Origin of the sequence: Pseudomonas sp. 18175 (genome assembly GCF_050432925.1) — a bacterium.
Classification (GTDB): Bacteria; Pseudomonadota; Gammaproteobacteria; order Pseudomonadales; family Pseudomonadaceae; genus Aquipseudomonas.
Map to the genome: position 1 here is coordinate 149,549 of NZ_JBKFTO010000006.1, position 18,848 is coordinate 168,396.

Below are 18,848 nucleotides of genomic sequence, written 5' to 3' on the forward strand. Positions count from 1 at the left end.
CTCCTACACGGGGTTGATCAGTTCAGGTGGGCCTTCAACTCACCCGCCGCCTGGCGCATGGCCGCTTTGACTTCGGGAATAGTGCTCAGTGGGTTGAGCAAACCATAGTCATGGATCATCCCGTTGTAGCGCACTGCCGTCACGTCCACGCCGGCCGCGTCCAGTTTGCGGGCATAGGCCTCGCCTTCATCGCGCAGCACGTCCAGCCCCGCGGTTTGCACCAGTGCCGGTGGCAGGCCAGTCAGTTGCGCATGGGTGGCGCGCAGTGGCGAAGCGTAGATCTCGGCGCGTTGCTTGGCGTCGGTGGTGTAGCTGTCCCAGAACCAGGTCATCATGTTTTTGGTGAGGAAGTGGCCTTCGGCATATTGCTTATACGAAGGGGTGTCGAAGTTGGCGTCGGTCACCGGCCACAGCAGCAACTGGAAGCGCAGTTTGGGCGTGTTCTGTTCCTTGGCTTTCAGTGCCACCACCGCCGCCATGTTGCCGCCGACGCTGTTACCGGCCACCGCCAGGCGGCTGCCATCGACGTTGATCTCTTTGCCATGCTCAGCCACCCAGCGGGTTGCGGCGTAGGCCTGGTTGAAGGCGGTCGGGTAGTGCGCTTCTGGCGACGGCGTGTAGTCCACATACACCGCGACGGCGCCGGAGCCTACCACCAGGTCACGAATCAAGCGGGCGTGGGTCGGGTAGTCGCCGAGGACCCAGCCGCCGCCGTGGAAGTACATGAACACCGGCAACTCACCCTTGACGTTGGCGGGGCGCACGATGGTCAGCTTGATGGTCTGGCCATCGGCCTTGATCGTCTTGTCGCTGACTTCAATGCCCGACATGTCCACTTTCACCGACTTCTGCGCGCCGGTCAGCACTGCACGGGCATCCTTGGGGCTCAGTTGCTCCAGAGGGCGACCGCCGCCGGCTGCCAGGGCGTTGAGAAACGCCTGGGTCTGATGCTCGGGCACGGCGGTGTCAGCCGCGTAAGCGCTGCCGATGGACAGGGCGAGGAGGGTGGCGGTCAGGGCTTTTTTGAAGGTGTTCATGTCGTTTGCGCTCACTTGAAGTATTGGAATTGGGGGGCCGCTTCAGCGCCTCTGGCTGTCTGCGTGCTGGCTTGGGAGTAAATTTACGGCCCTATTGAGTGAGAGACAATTGGGCTGATTCGAGATTGATTGTCCCCTTTAAGGAGACAATTTGAGAGGTGTTACAGGGTGGGCAGTAGGAAGCGTGCAATCACGGGGAGATGGTTGGAGATGCGCAGCGTATCGTCCTGGCGCACCTTGGCCTCCACCCGCTTGATGCGCGGGCTGTAGAACAGGTAGTCGAGGGTGCGGTCGGGGCCGTCCACGCTGGGGTCGTTGGGGAAGTGGGTCAGCCATTGTTCACGGTCGATGCCGCTGGATTGGCTGTTGCTCGGGATCATCGGGTATTTGTCCCACAGCAGGTGCAGTTCGCTGTCTGGCGAATACTGGCCGCGTTTGCCTGCGTCCAGGCGTAGGAATTGCCCCAGCGGCAGCAGGTTGAAATCCCCGCCGATCAGCCAGGGCGTGCCTCGGCCTTCGAACTTATCCAACAACTTGACGGTGGTTTTCACCTGCTCCAGCACGGCGCTGCGCCCAGGGGCATCGCCATCCAGGCGGGTGTTAAGCACTGCCAACTGGCCGCCGTCGCTCAGCGGCAGGTAGGTCAGCAGCAGGGCCGGCTTGGGCTGGAACTGACGGCTGATGAAGTCGGTTGGCGACACCGGCAGTTGCAGGCGTTCGGCGTGTTCGATCTGGTAGCGGCTCAGGGTCGCCAGTTTGCGGCCGACGCTGCCGAAGATATGCCAGTCGGGCACGAAGTCAGCCTTCCAATCGAAGGCCTGGGCGCTGCACGGGTAAAGGTCGGCCAGGCGCTCTTGCAACAGCGCCAGTTGATCCTGGTAGTGGGACGGCTTGGCGTTTTCGTCGAGTTCTTGCAGCAGCAGGATATCGGGTTGTTCGTCACGGATTACCCGTGCCACTTCATCGAGGCTGGCGGCCATGTCTTCCACGGTGGGGCGCTCGTCGGGGCCGCTGCCGTCGGCGGTGTCGTACCAGAACACGTAGTTTTTGCCGGCCAGGTATTGCACGTTCCAGGTCATGACCTTGAGCGCCTGCCCCGGCAACAGCGTTGGCGCACGCGGGGCCACGCAGCTCACGGGCAAGGTTTCCTTGGCATCGGGGCGCCAGGTCAGGCTGTAGATCAGGGTGGCTAGCAGGCCCGCGATGATCAACAGGCCCAGCAGGGTGATGCGCAATAAACGGGTCATCGGCTCGGCTTATAGCGTTTCAGAGGTGGCACGGAGCATATCACCGCGCGTCGGCATCGCCACCAATCAGCATGAATAAACGGAACAGGACTACGCTGGTGAACAGCTGCAGGAAGCTGTGGGCGCTGTCCATCAGCAGGCCCAGCATTGGCGCCGGCGTGGGGTAGGCGGCAACGCTGGCGCCTTTGAGCAGCCACAGCGGCGTCATTACGCACAGCAAACACAGCAGGATCCGCCAGAAATGCCCACGGGTCAGGCGCAGGCTTTCTTTCATCGCCTCCAGTGCCGACATGCCACGCAGCACCAACAGGTATTCAGCGAAGGCCAGCAGCACCATCAGAATCAAACCCGGCAGGAAATACAACGACAGCCCCAACAGAATCAGCAGCGTGCTCATGGCCGTGAGCAACGCGAAGCGCGGCCACAGGGTCAGGGCCATGGCCCAGACGTCCTTGGTGCGCGGTGATTCGCCACGGGTGCGGGCGTCGAGAAACAGGATCAGCGCGCCGGTGTACAGCGGGTACACCAACAACCCCACCACCACGCTATAGCCGGGGAAGGCGTCCGGGCCCACAACATGAATGAGCACCTGTTGCAGCAGGGCTTCGAGAATCACCAAGGGCAGGCACAGCTGGACGATGGCGCCCAGGTTGTGCTGGGTGAAACGCAAGGAGTCGCGCAGTACGTCTAACGGATTCATCAAGTTCATCGCAGGCCTGAAATCAAGGGCAACACTTTAACCGATAGGGCGCTTTGGAACGCAAACGTAAACCTTGAGTAAAGACCATTGAAACAACTGGTAACACCCCCATAACTAGAGCGCACCTTAGCCTGATTACAGGCGGGGCCACGATTTTTACCGGCAATCTAACGAGGTCGCCATGAACAGCGAAGAGCAAACCCTGATCGATGGACTGTTTTCACGGTTGCAACAAGCCGAAACGGACTCAGCCCCCCGCGACGCCCAGGCCGAAGCGCGGATCAAGGAGCACATGACTCGCCAACCGGCGGCGGGGTACTACATGACCCAGTCGATCCTGGTGCAGGAACACGCGCTCAAGAGCCTCGACGCGCAAAACAAACAGCAGGCACAGCAGATCCAGCAATTGCAGGAAGAGTTGCAGCGGGCCAAATCCGCGCAACCGGCACCTTCTTCGAGTGGCGGTGGTTTTCTGTCGAGCATCTTTGGCGGTGGCGCTTCCCGCGATCCGCAACCGGCCCAAAGTCCTTCTTCTGGTGGTTGGCGCGAACCCACGCGGCCTTCGTTCAACCAGCAGCCGGCGCCGCCGCAGCAGAACTATCAACAGCCTGCTCCCGTAGCCCCCGTGGGCAGTGGTTTCCTCGGCGGCGCCATGAAAACCGCCGCCGGTGTGGCCGGTGGTGTGTTGCTGGCCGAAGGCATCAGCAGCCTGTTCCACCACAACCAGCAGCCGCAGGTTGTGGAAGAGATCATCGAACAACCAGCGCCCGCCAGCGACCAAGGCGGCTGGGGCAACGACGAACAGCGCTTCGCCGGCAATGACAGTTGGGGCAGCAATAATTCCGACAGCTTCGCCGACAGCGATTATTCCGACGATTCCTCTTCCTTTGGCGACGACGATTCCTTCGTCTGATGCTCCCATGCCCGGGACGCTTCGTCGCCCCGGGCTGATTTTTCTCGGAAACTTTCCCATGGCTGGCATACTGGCGCCTTTGCGGGCCTTTGCGCCCAGCATCCAAGTGGCTGTCATGGGGAAGTGCGGTGAAGAAAATTGCAGTGTTCGCCGATGTGCAAAACCTCTACTACACCGTCCGCCAAGCCTATGGCTGCCATTTCAATTACGCCGCCCTGTGGGCTGACATCAGCTCGCGCGGGCAGATCGTCGAGGCGTACGCCTATGCCATCGACCGGGGCGACAGCAAACAGCAGCAATTCCAGCAGATCCTGCGCAACCTGGGCTTTACGGTAAAACTCAAGCCCTACATCCAACGCAGCGACGGCTCAGCCAAGGGCGATTGGGACGTGGGCATCACCATCGACATCATGGACGCCGCCGACCATGTGGATGAAATTGTGCTGGCTTCCGGTGACGGGGACTTCGACATGCTGCTCGACCGGGTTATCCACAAGCATGGCGTCGAAGCCGTGGCCTATGGCGTGCCGGGGCTGACGGCAAACTCGTTGATCCGTGCGGCCAGCCGCTACGTGCCGATCGAAGGCGCGTTGTTGCTCAAATAAATTGATTAGACGGAGTTGGAACAGGTTTGGAACGTATAGCGGTCATCGACTTTGAAACCACCGGCATCACCCCGAGCAGCCACTGCCGCGCCACCGAAATCGCCGTGGTCATCCTCGAACGTGGCCAGATCGTGGACCGCTACCAGAGCCTGATGAACGCGGGCGTGCGCGTACCCGGTTTCATCGAACAACTTACCGGCATCAGCAACGCCATGCTGCGCGCGGCGCCGCCGGCCGAGCGGGTGATGAACGAGGTCAACGAATTCGTCGGCACCACGCCACTGCTGGCGCACAACGCCGCGTTCGACCAGAAATTCTGGGACTTCGAACTGGGCCTGATCCGCCGCACCCGCCTGCAAAAATTTGCCTGCTCCCTGTTGCTGGCGCGACGTTTGATGCCGACGGCACCGAACCACAAACTCGGCACTTTGAACACCTTCGCCCAACTGCCCCACACCGGCAAGGCTCACCGGGCGATGGCCGATGCCGAGATGGCTGCCAACCTGACCGCCCACCTGGCTCAGGAACTGCGCGGCACCCACGGCTTGCGCGAACTGTCCCACGACCTGCTGTGCACCTTGCAGAAAGTGCCGGCGGCGAAGATCAATGAGCACTTGAAGAAGCATCGCGGGTTCTGACCTAGCCACAATTCCAAGCACACTGAAGATCCAAATGTGGGAGCGGGCTTGCTCGCGAATACGGTGGGTCAGCTACACATGCATTGACTGACACTCCGCTTTCGCGAGCAAGCCCGCTCCCACAGGGGTTATGCATTGGTCATCGAGACTGCGTGCAACCCAACGCCTGATCCACCACCACCTTTGCCATCTCCACCAGATGCATCACTGCCCGTTGCTGCACATTCGGTGTTTCTCCCGATGAGTGCGCCGTCTCCACCGCGCAATGCAGCAAATCCGCCGCATGGGCCAGGGCATCTTCGAAACTCAGGTTGTCATTGAGGATAAAGGTGGGCGCATCCGGGGCGGACGCTTTGAGGTAGTAGTCGAGGGCGCGGCGATTGAGCAGGGCGTCTTCGCTGGGGAACTCTTTGTTGGAACGGGGTGGATCGGGGGTGACTTTGACCATGGTGTAACTCCTTCCGCTAGGTAAGAAGCTGCAACCTTCGCTTGCACACGAATTAGGGTGGCAGCAGTGCGCGGGTGTGCAAGACCGGGGCGGAAGACCCAGCAGGCCCGAAGACCTCCCGCGCACAGCTGCCATAACATTCAAGCGCCAGGCAATAAAACCTGGCGAAGAAAGGTAAAGCTTTTGCGCATTTTCCACTGGCCGGACTTGCACGTCCGGTCACCGAGCATTCGATGACCGAGCGAGACTAGCTACCTGATCCGACGGAAACAAGGCCGTGGAATTCTCTCGGAAACGTCCTGCAAATGAAAGGGATGGGTCTTGCTGGCCACTGAAATTCCGGACTTTTGTAGCGATTTTGAATCGCTGTCAGTGTTGTCGGTAGGCTAAGTCTGATGGCGACTTCAGACCCTTCTGGTTTTCCCTTCTGCCCGGCTACAACTCCAGACCGCGACCTAACATTGCCTGTCATTTACGTATAGGGACTACGTCATGCAGGAACACGATCTTCATGTCGCAATCACGCAGAGCGAGTTTGAACTCCAACGAAATGGTATCGACCTTGGCCCAGCATCAAGCATCGCGTTTCACATGGGCAACACGATGACAAGTTGCCCCGCTGTGATGGTGCTACCGAATTCACCGGGCCTCACCAACGGCGGCAGCTACCATTTGCTGCGAGCGATCCATGCTGAACCCGGCGCACCCAACACCACAGTCGACGACCTGTGGAGATGCACTCAAGAGCACTATGGTTTGACAGCAGCAACGGTTATCACCGCAGCGGCTGGTATACCAATCAGCAAAATTGCCGTGGGTACATGGATTCACGCTGGTTCCAGCAGCACTACGAACCTAGCAAGCCTTATTGGAATGCGTTTTTTCCCCCGGACGTTGATTCGGCAGCCAACAGTCGCCCGGATGGCGAAAGCAACATTTGGTACGGTCCGAGTATTTGGCATTATCGGTAGAGGTATTCCCTTCGTTGCCGTGGGGCTGGCGGTATTTGATCTAATCAGTATTGGTAAGTGCGCCTATGAGGCAAGAAATGGAAGGTAATCTGACCAGAGCCGAGATCAGCGAAAAGGTCCTTCAACTGTTCGTCGATATCATTGGCTTCATCGACCGAAGCCAGGTGACGGAACAGACGGATTTCATCCATGACTTTAAGATCATCGATGATGACCTGACCTGCTTCGTCATGCAGGTCAAATGGCAGTTCAAGCTCAACGCCACTCAGGAGGACTGGGATCACATCACGACTATTAAGCAAGTCGTCGACTTGATTGCTCGGTAGTGAAACTCTGTATCTATCGATTGTTAGTTGTTTTGGCGGGATTATTCATTATAAAATTATACAGATACCGGCGATAATTAGCGGAGGAGAGAGCCTCTGTCTTCTGAATTAAAAGGAGGGCGACCGGCTTCGATACTATCGCCGCCCCCGAGGAGGCGATTATTATTATAAAAATGTCCTCTTTGCTGATAAGTTAAGGAGGTATTTAAGGTTTGAGTTTAATTTGTTTGGTGAGTAGTATCAAAAAGGTACATCGTCATCGAAAGGGTCATATGTGGGGAGTGCAGGAGTAAATGAGTTTGTCGCTTCTTTAAGTGCGTCGCTCATAGGGCTCCAGAATTCGCCCATTATTATTGCTTCGTAGTATCTGTTGTCGCCTGCCTTTATTTTTCTCGTAAAAAGTTCGTCGTATCCGAATGGTGTCTGTTCTGAAAGATTGATGGTGCTTGCTGATATAAATTTAAATACGTAGTTTTCGCGCTCTGTATTTTTTGAGTTAAAACTTCCAAGGATGGCTCTAAGTGCTTCTTGTTTTAGAAGCATTTTGCTGAAAATACATGTTGCCCATGTGCCGAGTGAACCGTCCAATGTGCGTTCTTGTTTTATATTGTATCGCCCCTCTTTAATTGATTTTATTAGGCGGTTTTCAATTCGTAGGCGTGCGGTTTCGTGGATTTGCTCCCAGCAGGCGGCGCCTAGGGAGCCAACTATATATCGAATGGTCGTTTCATCGTCTGCCGTTTTTAGCTCTTCTGATATTGCTTCATGCGCTTGCCTAAGTTGGTCTGTGTTTAGCTTTTGAAGTATGGAGTTAAAGAAGAATCGTAAGTTTTCAATCTTTCCGGATGTTTTGGATCGATATGTGTCGAGGAAGACTTCCAGTAGCTGTCCGGCTGGAATCTCCGAAACAAGGAGGTCTGAGTATCTATTGTTAGGGAAAAAGTCAGGATCCATAACTCTTTTTAAAAAGTCTTCGCGCGAAAATTGAGATTTCGCACTGTCTATTTGCCTGACTATATATCCTATGAAGATTATTATTACCTGCGCGTCTTCTTCCGTGTCAGAAAACTTTTCATGGCTTCTTGGGTTTCTAAAAGTTTGGTACATTCCGCGGAGAGTTGTTTCCATGCCCCTTTGAATGTTTTGCTCTGATTCTGTTTGTAATTTGTTAAGTTTTATCTTGGGGGCGGTTCCGCCCAGTGCGCTACCGATAAGGGCGGCGCCGTCACCTTCTGCTCCCGACTTTTTTCGAAGCAGATCGCTGAGGAAATGGAATGCATCCAAAATGGCTCCAGTGAAATCCTGCTTGTCATAGCTTGTTCTTATGGAGGCCCAGAGCTCGGTTGTGATTTTGGTTTCTAAATTCAATTTTTGCTCCAGATTGAATCTGTATATAAGGTTTTTAGTATAGGGTGCGGCTTCATGTTTTTACCAAGGTGAATTGGGGTATAGCATCATGCAATCTTTGGCGCTAGCTGTTGTTGGTAAATACCAGGGGCTACTGGAAGTACGTCAAATCCTCTCCTGTGGTCTTTCGCGAACTGACGCAGTTTTCCTCCTAACGTTGTTGTTCCCTTCGGACTGATCAGTGCCATACGGGCTATGGAGGCGAGACGGATTTGATTTGAGTTGGCTTTATTTGGGCGTGATAAGCGCCATCACTGCCGCCGGCGATCCCGACCCTCCTTCAAGCGCCAGCACCCCAATCACCAGCGTTGCGCCCTTGGGTGGCAACTGATCCAAGTGGGTCAAACACTCCAACACAATCCCATTCCCCGCCAACACCGCACGGTTGGTTGCAAAGGTGCTGCTTTGCCCCGGATCCACCCCGTGGGTATCAATACCTACCCCGGCAATCTGGCGCTGGGACAATAGAAACTCGATCGCCGCCTCGCCGATCCCTGGGAAATGCGAGCCTTGGGCATCCTGGCCAAAGAACGCCGCCGGATCGTTCCACAAGTGCTGCCAACCGGTGTACATCAGCACCACGCAGCCCGGTTCGATGAGCCCGTGTTGGTTCTCCCAGTCTTGAATGTCTTGCACGCTGATTTCGTAGTCTGGCGTGCATCGGGCCCGCACATCGATGACCACCGCTGGCCGCACTAGGTCGTGGGGTTGGTAGCCGTCGATGCCCATGCCATCGACATAGAAGCTGTTCGGCGCGTTCATGTGGGTGGCGCTGTGTTCGCCCATGCTTAAACGGCGCAGGAAGTAGCCGTCTTCGTTCAACGACGCGATGTCGTCGAATTCCACCGGCGGGTCACCCGGCCACAGTGGAATTCGCGGGCTGATCGGATGGCTGAGGCTGACGACTTTACCCACCATTTTTCACCTCCAGTTGGCCCAACGGCACCCGCCGTTCTATGGCGCTGGACAGGATGATCGAGGTCTTGCTGAACCCAAACTTGGCCACGCGGTTAATCAGGTTTTCCAGCTCCGGCATCGACCCCACCGCCGCCTGCATGATCACGCACGGATCGCCCGTGACCCGATGGCATTCGGTCAGTTCGGGGATTTTGCTCAGTTCGTCATACACCTTCTGGCTGCCGTGATTGGTCAGGCGCAGTTCAATCACGCATTGGATCGGCAAGCCGACTTTGGACAGGTCTACCTTGGCCTGATACCCGGTGATTACGCCACTGGCTTCCAGCTTGGCCACCCGCTCAGCCACGGCCGGGGCGGAGAGGTTGACGGTACGCGCCAATTGGGCGAAGGAGGCGCGGCCGTCTTCGAGCAGGGCGCTGAGGAGCATGCGGTCGTATTTGTCCATGATAAGGCTCCAGTTGCGCGTGGCTTTCGAAAGCACGGTTTATAGCCTTCATAACCATGCTTTGAAAAGTGTATGGGCGGTTTAAACAGGTTTTGTAACTTATGTTTAACAGCCTGCTTTTTTAGAATAAGCCTCCCTTCTACTGCCATAGAGCCACCCAATGCCTGGCCCCCGTCGCTTTCCCTTACCGTTGATCGCCGCCTTTTTTGCGCTGTATGTGATTTGGGGGTCTACCTACCTAGTCATTCGTATCGGCGTGGAGTACTGGCCGCCGCTGATGTTGGGGGGGATTCGCTTTCTGGCGGCAGGGGCGGCGATGTATGCCTTTTTGCGCTGGCGTGGGGCGCCGGCGCCGACCTGGGAACAGTGGAAGGCCGCGGCCAAGATCGGCATTTTGCTGCTGACCTTTGGCAATGGCGCGGTCAGCGTGGCCGAGCACACGGGCGTGTCCTCCGGCGTGGCTGCGCTGGCGGTGGCGACGGTGCCGCTGTTCACCTTGCTGTGTGGCTATTTTTGGGGCGCGCGCAATACAAAGCTGGAATGGGCGGGTGTGATTCTGGGCATGATCGGCATCGCTATGCTCAATATGGGCAGCACCTTGCAGTCGAGCCCGATGGGCGCGGCGTTATTGTTGTTCGCGGCGGCATCGTGGGCGTTCGGTTCGGTGTGGAGCCGGCGCCTGCCGTTGCCGCCGGGCGCCATGGCCAGTGCGGCGGAAATGCTGGTGGCGGGCGTGACGCTGCTGATCGCCAGCGCGCTCACCGGCGAGCACCTGCAAGCCATGCCACCGCTGGAAGGTTGGCTGGCCCTGGCGTACCTGGCGGTGTTCGGTTCGATCATTGCCTTCAACGCCTACATGTATCTGCTCAAGCATGTGCGCCCGGCGGCGGCGACCAGCTATGCCTACGTGAACCCGGCGGTGGCGGTATTGCTGGGGATCGTCTTCGTGGGCGAGACCATCGGCCTGGAAGAAGCCCTGGCGATGCTGGTGATCATCAGCGCGGTGCTGTTGATCAGCCTGCCCCAGTGGCGCAAGCCCAAGCCGGAAATAAGGTAAACTGCGGCCCATTGCGTTCCTTGCGCTGAATTTTCCTACGGTAAACACATGACTTTCGCCACCCTTGGCCTGATCGAACCCTTGCTGCGCGCCCTTGAGACGCTTGGCTACCAGACCCCGACGCCGGTGCAGGCGCAAGCCATTCCGGCGGTGCTGGCCGGTCGCGACCTGATGGCTGCGGCCCAGACCGGCACCGGCAAGACCGCCGGTTTCGCCGTGCCGCTGCTGCAACTGCTGACCATGGAAGGGCCGAAAGTCGCCGCCAACTCGGCACGTGCGCTGATCCTGTGCCCCACCCGTGAGCTGGCCGAGCAGGTGCACGCCAGCGTCGCCGAGTACGCGCAAAACCTGCCGCTGACCACCTACGCGGTGTACGGCGGCGTGAGCATCAACCCGCAGATGATGAAGCTGCGCAAGGGCGTCGACATTCTGGTCGCCACGCCGGGCCGCCTGATCGACCTGTTCCGCCAGAACGCGCTGAAACTCAACCAGCTGCAAACCCTGGTGCTGGATGAAGCCGACCGCATGCTCGACCTGGGCTTCTCCGAAGAACTGGCGAACATCTACCGCATGCTGCCGAAAAAGCGCCAGACCTTGCTGTTTTCTGCGACCTTCTCCGATGACATCCGTCAGTTGGCTGGGCAGATGCTCAACGACCCGCTGAGCATCGAAGTCAGCCCGCGCAACGTCGCCGCCAACACCGTGAAACAGTGGGTTGTGCCGGTGGACAAAAAGCGCAAGCCGGAGCTGTTTGTGCACTTGATGCGCAAAGGCCGCTGGAAGCAGGTGCTGGTGTTCGCCAAGACCCGTAACGGCGTGGATGCGCTGGTGGATAAGTTGCAGGGCCTGGGCATCAACGCCGATGGCATCCACGGCGACAAGCCCCAGGCCACGCGTCAACGTGCGCTGGACCGCTTCAAGAGCAGCGATGTGCAGATCCTGGTGGCCACCGACGTGGCGGCCCGCGGCCTGGATATCGAAGATTTGCCGCTGGTGGTCAACTTTGACCTGCCGATCGTCGCCGAAGATTACATCCACCGCATCGGCCGTACCGGGCGTGCGGGCAACACCGGTGAGGCGATTTCCCTGGTGTGTGCCGACGAAGTGAACATGCTGTCGGCCATCGAGATGCTGACCCGCCAGACCTTGGCGCGCCACATGGAGCAGGACTTCGAGCCGGAACACCGCGTGCCGGACACCGATGCCAGCGGGCAAGTGGTGAAGAAGCCGAAAAAACCGAAGAAGCCGAAAAGCTCCGGTGGTGGCGGCAAGCGCAACCTGGGCAAGTGGGTGGACAGCGGGGAGGTTGCGCCTGCGGAGCCTTCGATCAAGCCGGTGCGTAAGGTGCCGGTGTTTAATACTGGGCCGCGTAAGAAAAAGTGATTTTGCGGTGGGGCTGATGGCCCCTTCGCGAGCAAGCCCGCTCCCACATTTTGATCACATTCTCCTGTTGGAACTCGGTCAAGTGTGGGAGCGGGCTTGCTCGCGAAAGCGGCTTCGAATCCACCCCAAATCTCAGCCCTCAAGCCACTCCAATATCCCCCTACCAGCCGCCCGCCCACTGGCAAAACACCCCGTCAGCAAATAGCCCCCGGTCGGCGCTTCCCAATCCAACATCTCCCCCGCACAAAACACCCCCGGCAATTGCTTGAGCATCAAGCGCTCATCCAACGCCTCGAAGGGCACGCCGCCCGCGGTGCTGATCGCTTCATCCATCGGCCGAGTCTTAACCAGGGTCAAGGGCAGCGCCTTGATAGCCACAGCCAGTTGCGCCGGATCGTTGAAGTGTTCCGTAGGCGCCAACTCGCGCAACAGTGCGGCCTTGACCCCATCCAACCCCAACTGACTGTGCAAGTGCTTGCTCATCGAGCGTGAGCCCCGCGGCTTGGCCAAGGCAGCCTGGATTTTGTCCACAGGCTTGCTCGGCAGCAGGTCGATATGCACCGTGGCGGAACCGGTTTGGTTGATGGCTTCACGAATGGGTGCCGACAGTGCGTAGATCAAACTGCCTTCGATACCGGTGGCCGTGACCACGCATTCGCCCAGCCGAGGTTTGTCATCGCCCAAGCCAATGGCGACGTTTTTCAACGGTGCACCAGCGAATTTGCTGACCATCAACTCACTCCAGGCTGACACCTCGAAACCACAGTTGCTCGGTTGCAGCGCAACATAGGGCACGCCCTTGTCTTCGAGCAACTTGAGCCAGGCACCGTCCGAGCCCAATCGCGACCAACTGCCGCCGCCCAGGGCCAGTAGCACCGCATCGCTGCGTACGGTTTTTTCGCCGTCGGGACTGTGGATAAGTAAGTTGCCGTCGGCATTCCAGCCGGTCCAACGATGCCGGGTGTGGATAACCACGCCCTGGTCCCGCAGGCGCTTGAGCCAGGCGCGTAGCAGGGGAGCGGCTTTCATGTCCGTAGGAAACACACGGCCGGACGTGCCGACAAAGGTTTCGATGCCCAGCCCGTGTATCCATTCGCACAAGGCGTCGGCGCCAAACCCGCGCAGCAACGGCGCCATGTGCGGCGCGCGTTCGGCGTAGCGCGACAGAAACGCTGGGTAGGCTTCGGAGTGGGTGATGTTCATGCCGCCCACGCCTGCCAGCAGGAATTTGCGTCCTACCGAAGGCATGCCGTCGTAGAGGTCCACCCGCACGCCCGCCTGGCTCAAGACTTCAGCAGCCATCAGCCCGGCAGGGCCGCCGCCGATAATGGAGACGTGTTGGGGAGCGGTCTGGGGCATGGCGAGGGCTACGGTCGGTTAAACAGGCCGAGCATTCTACCCGACGACGGCGCAAACGCCTGATCAAAAAACGTACAGTTTCCTACGGCCCATGTAGATATTGGCTCTTAGGCGCTTACGCTCAAGTTATCCACAGGCCGTTCCACAGGCATTGTGGGTAACGCCCACAACTCAATGACAACCTGATGACGTCCACACCCGTTGTGCGCTGTGGTGCAGGATGCCATGGCGGCGAGCGAGGGCAGGGCGGTCTTTGCTGTAGCCGCCGCCGATCACGCCCATCACCGGGATGTCGCGGCCCAGGCAGTGGCGCATCACGCTTTCATCGCGGGCGGCCACGCCCTCGTCTGTGAGCTTGAGGTAACCAAGGGCGTCGTCCTTGTGCACATCGACACCGGCGTCATACAGCACCAGGTCGGGCTGGTAGAGCGGCAGCAGGTAGTTGAGGGCGTCATCCACCACCTTGAGGTAGTCCGCGTCGCCCATGCCCATGGGCAGTGGGATGTCCCAGTCGCTCTGGGCCTTGCGCGCCGGGAAGTTCTTTTCACAGTGCAGCGACACGGTGATGGCGTCCGGCGTGTCGTGCAGGATGCGTGCGGTGCCATCGCCCTGATGTACGTCGCAATCGAAGATCAGCACACGGTTGACCCGGCCGCTGGCCAGCAGGTAACGGCTGATCACCGCCAGGTCATTGAAGATGCAAAAGCCCGCTGGATAGTCGTAGTGGGCATGGTGAGTGCCGCCGGCCAGGTGGCAGGCCAGGCCATGTTCAAGGGCCTGCTCGGCCGCCAGGATCGAGCCGCCGACTGCGCGCACGGTACGCCGGGCCAGGGCTTCGTTCCAGGGCAGGCCCAGGCGGCGCTGATCTTCGCGGGATAATTCGCCGCCCATGTAGCGCTCGATGTAGTCGGGGGCGTGGGCCAGGGCGAGGATCTCGGGTGGGCATAGCTGCGGGCGCAGCAGTTGGCTGTCGTCGGTCAGCCCGCTGGACACCAAGTGGTCACGCAACAGGCGGAACTTGTCCATGGGGAAGCGATGGTCCGCCGGGAACTCAGGGCTGTAGTCATCGTGGTAGATCAGTGGCAAGGGCATAGGATTTTCTGACGGGAACCTGCGACGCATCTTACCCGCGTTGTACACTCACGCACATGGCAAGGGAGGGGACCCATGGAGCCGATACTGGAACTTGAAAGCGCACGTTTGGTGCTACGCCAATGGCGTGACAGCGACCTGCCGGAATTTGCGCGCATGTGCGCCGACCCGCAGGTGATGCGCTATTTCCCGGCCAAATTAAGCCATCTGGAAAGCGCCGCGTTGATCGGCCGCATTCGCGGGCACTTCGCCGAATATGGTTTTGGCCTGTGGGCCTTGCAGCGCAAGGATACAGGCGAGTTCATCGGACTCACTGGGCTGCTGAATGTCAGCTTTGACGCGGCGTTCACCCCGGCGGTCGAAATCGGCTGGCGCCTGGCTCGCGAGCATTGGGGCCTGGGTTACGCGAGCGAGGCGGCCTGGACCGCATTGCGCGCCGGATTCGATCGATTGCAGTTGGATGAAATTGTCGCCTTTACCACCGAAGCCAATCTGCCATCACAAAAAGTCATGCAGGCCATCGGTATGCATTACGATCCCCAGGCAGATTTTGAACACCCCAAGGTCGCAGCCGATGACCCGCTGCGCCATCATGTGTTGTACCGCATCACCCGCGCCCAATGGTTGGACACGCTGCACGGGTAGGAGCGAGCTTGCTCGCGAAGAGCTCAAGGGCCCCGCGTTAAACCTGGCGCCCCGCGTTATCGTTGACGACCTTCGCGAGCAAGCTCGCTCCTACAGTAAAAACTGTTTTGCTCTGAGGAGAGTTTGAATGAGCCAAGTATTGGAAGATCTGGTGGACCTGCTGACCCTGGAGCCGATCGAGGAAAACCTCTTTCGCGGCCGCAGCCAGGACCTGGGTTTTCGTCAACTGTTCGGCGGCCAGGTACTCGGCCAGTCGCTGTCGGCGGCCAGCCAGACCGTAGAAGAAGCGCGGCACGTGCATTCCCTGCATGGTTACTTCCTGCGCCCGGGCGATGCCGCGTTGCCGGTGGTGTATTCGGTGGACCGCGTGCGTGATGGCGGCAGTTTCAGCACCCGTCGCGTCACGGCGATCCAGAAGGGCCACCCGATCTTTACCTGCACCACCTCGTTCCAGTACGACGAAGAAGGCTTTGAGCACCAGACCACCATGCCCGTGGTGGTCGGCCCGGAAAACCTGCCCTCGGAGCTGGAACTGACGCAGCAGCGCGCGCACCTGATCCCCGAGCACATGCGCGACAAGCTGCTATGCCCCAAGCCCATCGAAGTGCGCCCGGTGACCGAGAAAGACCCGTTCAACCCGCAGCCGTCCGACCCGGTCAAGTACGTGTGGTTTCGTGCCGACGGTGCGTTGGCCGACACGCCGGCGCTGCACAAATACCTGCTGGCCTACGCCTCGGATTTCGGCCTGTTGACCACCTCGTTGCTGCCCCATGGCAAGACCGTGTGGCAGAAAGACATGCAGGTCGCCAGCCTTGACCACGCGCTATGGTTCCACGCTGACCTGCGGGCCGACGATTGGCTGCTGTATGCCATGGACAGCCCATGGGCCGGCAATTCCCGTGGTTTCTCCCGGGGCAGCGTGTACAACCGCGCCGGGCAACTGGTGGCTTCGGTGACCCAGGAAGGTTTGATTCGTCATCGCAAGGACTGGGCATGAGCCTGTCCGACGTTAAGCACTGGGTGTTCGACATGGACGGCACCCTGACGGTGGCGGTGCATGACTTTGCGGCGATTCGCGTCGCCCTGGAAATTCCGCCGCAGGATGACATCCTCACCCATCTGGCGGCGCTGCCAGCGGATGTAGCAGCGGCCAAGCACGCCTGGTTGCTGGAGCATGAACGCGAGTTGGCATTGGGTTCGATTGCCGCCGAAGGGGCGGTGGAACTGGTGCGTGAGCTGGCCGAGCGGGGTTATCGCCTGGGCATCCTGACCCGTAATGCACGGGAGCTGGCCCACATCACCCTGGAGGCGATTGGCCTGGCGGACTGCTTTGCCATCGAGGATGTGTTGGGGCGTGATGATGCGCAGCCCAAGCCGGACCCGGATGGGCTACTGAAACTGGCAGCGGCCTGGGATGTGTCGCCGAGCGAGATGGTGATGGTGGGGGATTATCGTTTTGATCTCGATTGCGGCCGGGCGGCGGGGGCGCGCACGGTGTTGGTCAATTTGCCCGAGAACCCGTGGCCGGAGCTGGTTGATTGGCATGCCGAGGATTGTGCGGTGTTGTGCCGGATGATCCAGATCGGCCCCTGAAGATCCAATGTGGGAGCGGGCTTGCTCGCGAATGCGGTGTGCCAGTCAACATTTTCAGTGACTGACACACCGCATTCGCGAGCAAGCCCGCTCCCACAGTTTTATCCGGTTCCGTCAGTTATTGGGTGAATAGCACCTTCTGCCCCTCAGGCGACGTAAACATCCCATCCCCGTTATGCCCCACCCCCGGCACTTCCACCAAGCTCTGCCCCAACTGCGGATGCCGCTGCTTGAGGTAGTCAAAATAGTTGTGCCCACGAATCAACCGGTACGCGCCCTGGGTTTCGGCCTCACAGCCCTTATCCAGAGCGTGATGATTCGGGTCGGTGTCCTGCTGGCCCAAAAGATAAGTGATATCGCGTGACACATACGCCTGCTCAAGCTGCGCAGGGCTCTGGCCCTTGGCGTAGGCCGGCAAGTTCTGCATGCCGTATTTCCAGTCGTTGAAACCTGGGCAACTGGCCGCGTCGAATTTCACCGGACGCTGCGCGGTGAAGTAGGCGTAGGACGATGGGTTGGCCACCACATAGCGCAGGCCGATGCCTTCGCTTTGCAGCTTCGGATGCTCGTGGCTGGTAAGGGCAAAACGCTGCACCACCTGGCCACCGCCGGAATGCCCGGCTACGACGATTTCTTTCAGCGCCGGGAACAGCTTGCGGTTGCCCAGGTGTTTGATGATCTGGTCGAGGGCTCCGTAGGAACTGATGTGGCCCGGGCCGGTGGAGGGCTCGCCGGCCATCCAGCCATTGTCGGTCCAGCGCAGTAGCTGATTGTCCAGGCGCTCGTGCTGTGCATCCGCTTCAATCAGAAAACGTGGGGCGATGACCAAGGTGTTGGCGCCTTGGCCGGCATTTGCGGCGGCCTTCTCGCCGCTTTCCAGGTAGGTCTGCGCATCGCGCAGGCGGCCATGCACGATGATCAACGCACGGGTCACGTTGGGCAGCGGCTGGCGCCAATCCTGGCTCAGGCCGACGCTGAGGTCGCCGGCCGCCAGGGGGAATCGATCGAGACCGGCTTCCTTTGCGCCGTGTCCGGCAGCCCAGGTTGAACAACTGACTAACAGGCCCAGCAGCAATCCCAATCGTTTATTCATTTAGAGACTCTTGGCGGAAAAGGTGTCGCATTGAGTGATCTGGCCCTGGGCAAAGCCGGTCTTGAACCAGCGCACGCGCTGCGCCGAGGTGCCGTGGGTAAACGAGTCTGGCACCACGCGGCCCTGACCCTGTTGCTGTAAGCGGTCATCGCCGATGGCGTTGGCGGCATTCAAGGCTTCTTCAATGTCACCAGGCTCCAGCCAGTTCAGGCGTTTTTGCGCACGGTTGGCCCATACGCCGGCGAAGCAGTCGGCTTGCAGTTCCTGGCGTACCAGTAGGCCGCCGTCGCCCTGCATCTGCCGACCTTGTTGGCGTGCCGCCTGGATTTTCGAGGAGATGCCGAGCAGCGTCTGCACGTGGTGCCCGACTTCATGGGCGATCACATAGGCTTGGGCGAAGTCGCCAGCGGCCTGGAAGCGTTGGGACATTTCCCGGAAGAAATCCAGGTCCAGGTACACCTGTTGGTCCGCCGGGCAATAAAACGGGCCGCTGGCCGAAGTGGCACCGCCGCAGGCCGAATTTACGCGGCCACGGAACAGGATCAGTTTCGGGTTCTTGTAGGCCAGGCCGTTTTCCTGGAACACCTGGGCCCAGGTGTCTTCGGTGTCGCCCAGCACGGCGCGAACAAAGTCGGCCTGCTCGTCATTGGCCGGCGGTGCCTGGCGGGTCTGGGTGCTGACGGACGGTGCCTGCTCCATCTGGCCGGTGAGCTGGCCGAGGATCTGCAGCGGGTCTTGGCCGGTGATCCAGCCAATGCCGACGATCAGCAAGATCGCCCCCAGGCTCAAGCCCTTGCCGCCACCAAAGCGCATGCCGCCGCCCCCGCTGTCATCGCGGGCATCCACCACGTTGTCGCTGCGTCGGCCTTTTTTCCATAGCATGGGGGCGGTCCTCTTGATGTGCTGTCTGTAAAAGTGAGCTCACTGTGGCGAGGGAGCTTGCTCCCGTTCGACTGCGCAGCAGTCGCAAG

21 protein-coding genes are annotated in these 18,848 nt (G+C 59.4%); 10 read left to right on the forward strand and 11 right to left on the reverse strand.

Translation table 11 applies throughout. The features are described 5' to 3' along the window. Positions 1–17: 17 nt before the first annotated feature. From ACLD1Y_RS10495 to ACLD1Y_RS10505, 3 genes are all read right to left on the reverse strand, one after another. Positions 18–1,037 (reverse strand): alpha/beta hydrolase fold domain-containing protein, encoded by a 1,020-nt coding sequence (locus tag ACLD1Y_RS10495; RefSeq protein WP_429477838.1) that lies wholly within the window; start codon positions 1,035–1,037, stop codon positions 18–20. 161 nt (positions 1,038–1,198) lie between these two features. Continuing rightward, positions 1,199–2,284, reverse strand: a complete 1,086-nt coding sequence (locus ACLD1Y_RS10500; RefSeq protein WP_429477840.1) for an endonuclease/exonuclease/phosphatase family protein — start codon at positions 2,282–2,284, stop codon at positions 1,199–1,201. Positions 2,285–2,324: 40 nt separating this feature from the next. Next, entirely contained in the window at positions 2,325–2,984 is a 660-nt protein-coding gene (locus ACLD1Y_RS10505) for a YciC family protein (RefSeq protein ID WP_429477842.1), read from the reverse strand. Positions 2,985–3,165: 181 nt separating this feature from the next. Here ACLD1Y_RS10505 and ACLD1Y_RS10510 point away from each other — a divergent pair, with 181 nt between their 5' ends. The 3 genes from ACLD1Y_RS10510 to ACLD1Y_RS10520 all read left to right on the forward strand — a co-directional run bounded on the left by ACLD1Y_RS10510 (position 3,166) and on the right by ACLD1Y_RS10520 (position 5,140). Further along, on the forward strand, positions 3,166–3,897 hold the full coding sequence (locus tag ACLD1Y_RS10510; RefSeq protein WP_429477843.1) for a DUF2076 domain-containing protein: 732 nt from the start codon (positions 3,166–3,168) through the stop codon (positions 3,895–3,897). A gap of 128 nt (positions 3,898–4,025) precedes the next feature. Continuing rightward, positions 4,026–4,502 (forward strand): NYN domain-containing protein, encoded by a 477-nt coding sequence (locus tag ACLD1Y_RS10515; protein ID WP_033896500.1) that lies wholly within the window; start codon positions 4,026–4,028, stop codon positions 4,500–4,502. A gap of 26 nt (positions 4,503–4,528) precedes the next feature. Next, positions 4,529–5,140, forward strand: coding sequence for a 3'-5' exonuclease (locus ACLD1Y_RS10520; protein ID WP_159955996.1), 612 nt, complete (start codon positions 4,529–4,531; stop codon positions 5,138–5,140). A 139-nt stretch (positions 5,141–5,279) separates the two neighbouring features. Here ACLD1Y_RS10520 and ACLD1Y_RS10525 read toward each other — a convergent pair whose 3' ends face one another. After that, the gene (locus ACLD1Y_RS10525; protein WP_429477846.1) at positions 5,280–5,588 is read right to left on the reverse strand and encodes a DUF3077 domain-containing protein; all 309 of its coding nucleotides are present in this window, start codon (positions 5,586–5,588) and stop codon (positions 5,280–5,282) included. Between the two features lie 492 nt (positions 5,589–6,080). On the opposite strand from ACLD1Y_RS10525, the gene ACLD1Y_RS10530 reads away from it, so the two are divergent. Both ACLD1Y_RS10530 and ACLD1Y_RS10535 read left to right on the forward strand, forming a co-directional pair. Next, positions 6,081–6,647, forward strand: a complete 567-nt coding sequence (locus ACLD1Y_RS10530; RefSeq protein ID WP_429477848.1) for a hypothetical protein — start codon at positions 6,081–6,083, stop codon at positions 6,645–6,647. Continuing rightward, entirely contained in the window at positions 6,637–6,885 is a 249-nt protein-coding gene (locus ACLD1Y_RS10535; protein WP_429477850.1) for an acyl carrier protein, read from the forward strand. Before ACLD1Y_RS10530 ends, ACLD1Y_RS10535 begins: the two co-directional genes overlap by 11 nt. Before the next feature lie 240 nt (positions 6,886–7,125). On the opposite strand, the gene ACLD1Y_RS10540 is transcribed toward ACLD1Y_RS10535, so the two are convergent. The 3 genes from ACLD1Y_RS10540 to ACLD1Y_RS10550 all read right to left on the reverse strand — a co-directional run bounded on the left by ACLD1Y_RS10540 (position 7,126) and on the right by ACLD1Y_RS10550 (position 9,655). After that, positions 7,126–8,253 carry a TIGR02391 family protein gene (locus tag ACLD1Y_RS10540; protein WP_429477851.1) on the reverse strand — a complete coding sequence of 376 codons (1,128 nt, stop codon included), beginning with the start codon at positions 8,251–8,253 and terminating at the stop codon, positions 7,126–7,128. Positions 8,254–8,520: 267 nt separating this feature from the next. Beyond that, entirely contained in the window at positions 8,521–9,210 is a 690-nt protein-coding gene (locus tag ACLD1Y_RS10545; protein WP_429477853.1) for a cyclase family protein, read from the reverse strand. Further along, positions 9,200–9,655 (reverse strand): Lrp/AsnC family transcriptional regulator, encoded by a 456-nt coding sequence (locus ACLD1Y_RS10550; RefSeq protein ID WP_429477855.1) that lies wholly within the window; start codon positions 9,653–9,655, stop codon positions 9,200–9,202. Before ACLD1Y_RS10550 ends, ACLD1Y_RS10545 begins: the two co-directional genes overlap by 11 nt. Positions 9,656–9,815: 160 nt before the next feature. Between ACLD1Y_RS10550 and yedA the strand changes: the two genes are divergently transcribed. Both yedA and ACLD1Y_RS10560 read left to right on the forward strand, forming a co-directional pair. Then, positions 9,816–10,712: a drug/metabolite exporter YedA gene (gene yedA, locus ACLD1Y_RS10555; protein WP_429477857.1), complete on the forward strand. Its 897-nt coding sequence runs from the start codon at positions 9,816–9,818 to the stop codon at positions 10,710–10,712. A 48-nt stretch (positions 10,713–10,760) separates the two neighbouring features. Next, positions 10,761–12,095, forward strand: coding sequence for a DEAD/DEAH box helicase (locus tag ACLD1Y_RS10560; protein WP_429477859.1), 1,335 nt, complete (start codon positions 10,761–10,763; stop codon positions 12,093–12,095). A 132-nt stretch (positions 12,096–12,227) separates the two neighbouring features. On the opposite strand, the gene ACLD1Y_RS10565 is transcribed toward ACLD1Y_RS10560, so the two are convergent. Further along, entirely contained in the window at positions 12,228–13,454 is a 1,227-nt protein-coding gene (locus tag ACLD1Y_RS10565) for a TIGR03862 family flavoprotein (RefSeq protein ID WP_429477861.1), read from the reverse strand. Positions 13,455–13,625: 171 nt separating this feature from the next. Beyond that, on the reverse strand, positions 13,626–14,546 hold the full coding sequence (locus tag ACLD1Y_RS10570; RefSeq protein WP_429477863.1) for a histone deacetylase family protein: 921 nt from the start codon (positions 14,544–14,546) through the stop codon (positions 13,626–13,628). 75 nt (positions 14,547–14,621) lie between these two features. On the opposite strand from ACLD1Y_RS10570, the gene ACLD1Y_RS10575 reads away from it, so the two are divergent. From ACLD1Y_RS10575 to ACLD1Y_RS10585, 3 genes are all read left to right on the forward strand, one after another. Further along, positions 14,622–15,191 (forward strand): GNAT family N-acetyltransferase, encoded by a 570-nt coding sequence (locus ACLD1Y_RS10575; protein WP_429477865.1) that lies wholly within the window; start codon positions 14,622–14,624, stop codon positions 15,189–15,191. 127 nt (positions 15,192–15,318) lie between these two features. Continuing rightward, entirely contained in the window at positions 15,319–16,188 is an 870-nt protein-coding gene (gene tesB / locus ACLD1Y_RS10580) for an acyl-CoA thioesterase II (protein ID WP_032884635.1), read from the forward strand. Beyond that, a complete protein-coding gene (locus ACLD1Y_RS10585) occupies positions 16,185–16,784 on the forward strand; it encodes an HAD family hydrolase (RefSeq protein ID WP_429477867.1) in 600 nt (199 codons plus the stop codon). Before tesB ends, ACLD1Y_RS10585 begins: the two co-directional genes overlap by 4 nt. 118 nt (positions 16,785–16,902) lie before the next feature. Here the strand turns inward: ACLD1Y_RS10585 and ACLD1Y_RS10590 are convergent, their stop codons facing one another. After that, on the reverse strand, positions 16,903–17,877 hold the full coding sequence (locus tag ACLD1Y_RS10590; protein ID WP_429477869.1) for an alpha/beta hydrolase: 975 nt from the start codon (positions 17,875–17,877) through the stop codon (positions 16,903–16,905). Beyond that, positions 17,878–18,759: a KPN_02809 family neutral zinc metallopeptidase gene (gene ypfJ, locus ACLD1Y_RS10595; RefSeq protein WP_429477871.1), complete on the reverse strand. Its 882-nt coding sequence runs from the start codon at positions 18,757–18,759 to the stop codon at positions 17,878–17,880. Positions 18,760–18,848 lie beyond the last annotated feature (89 nt).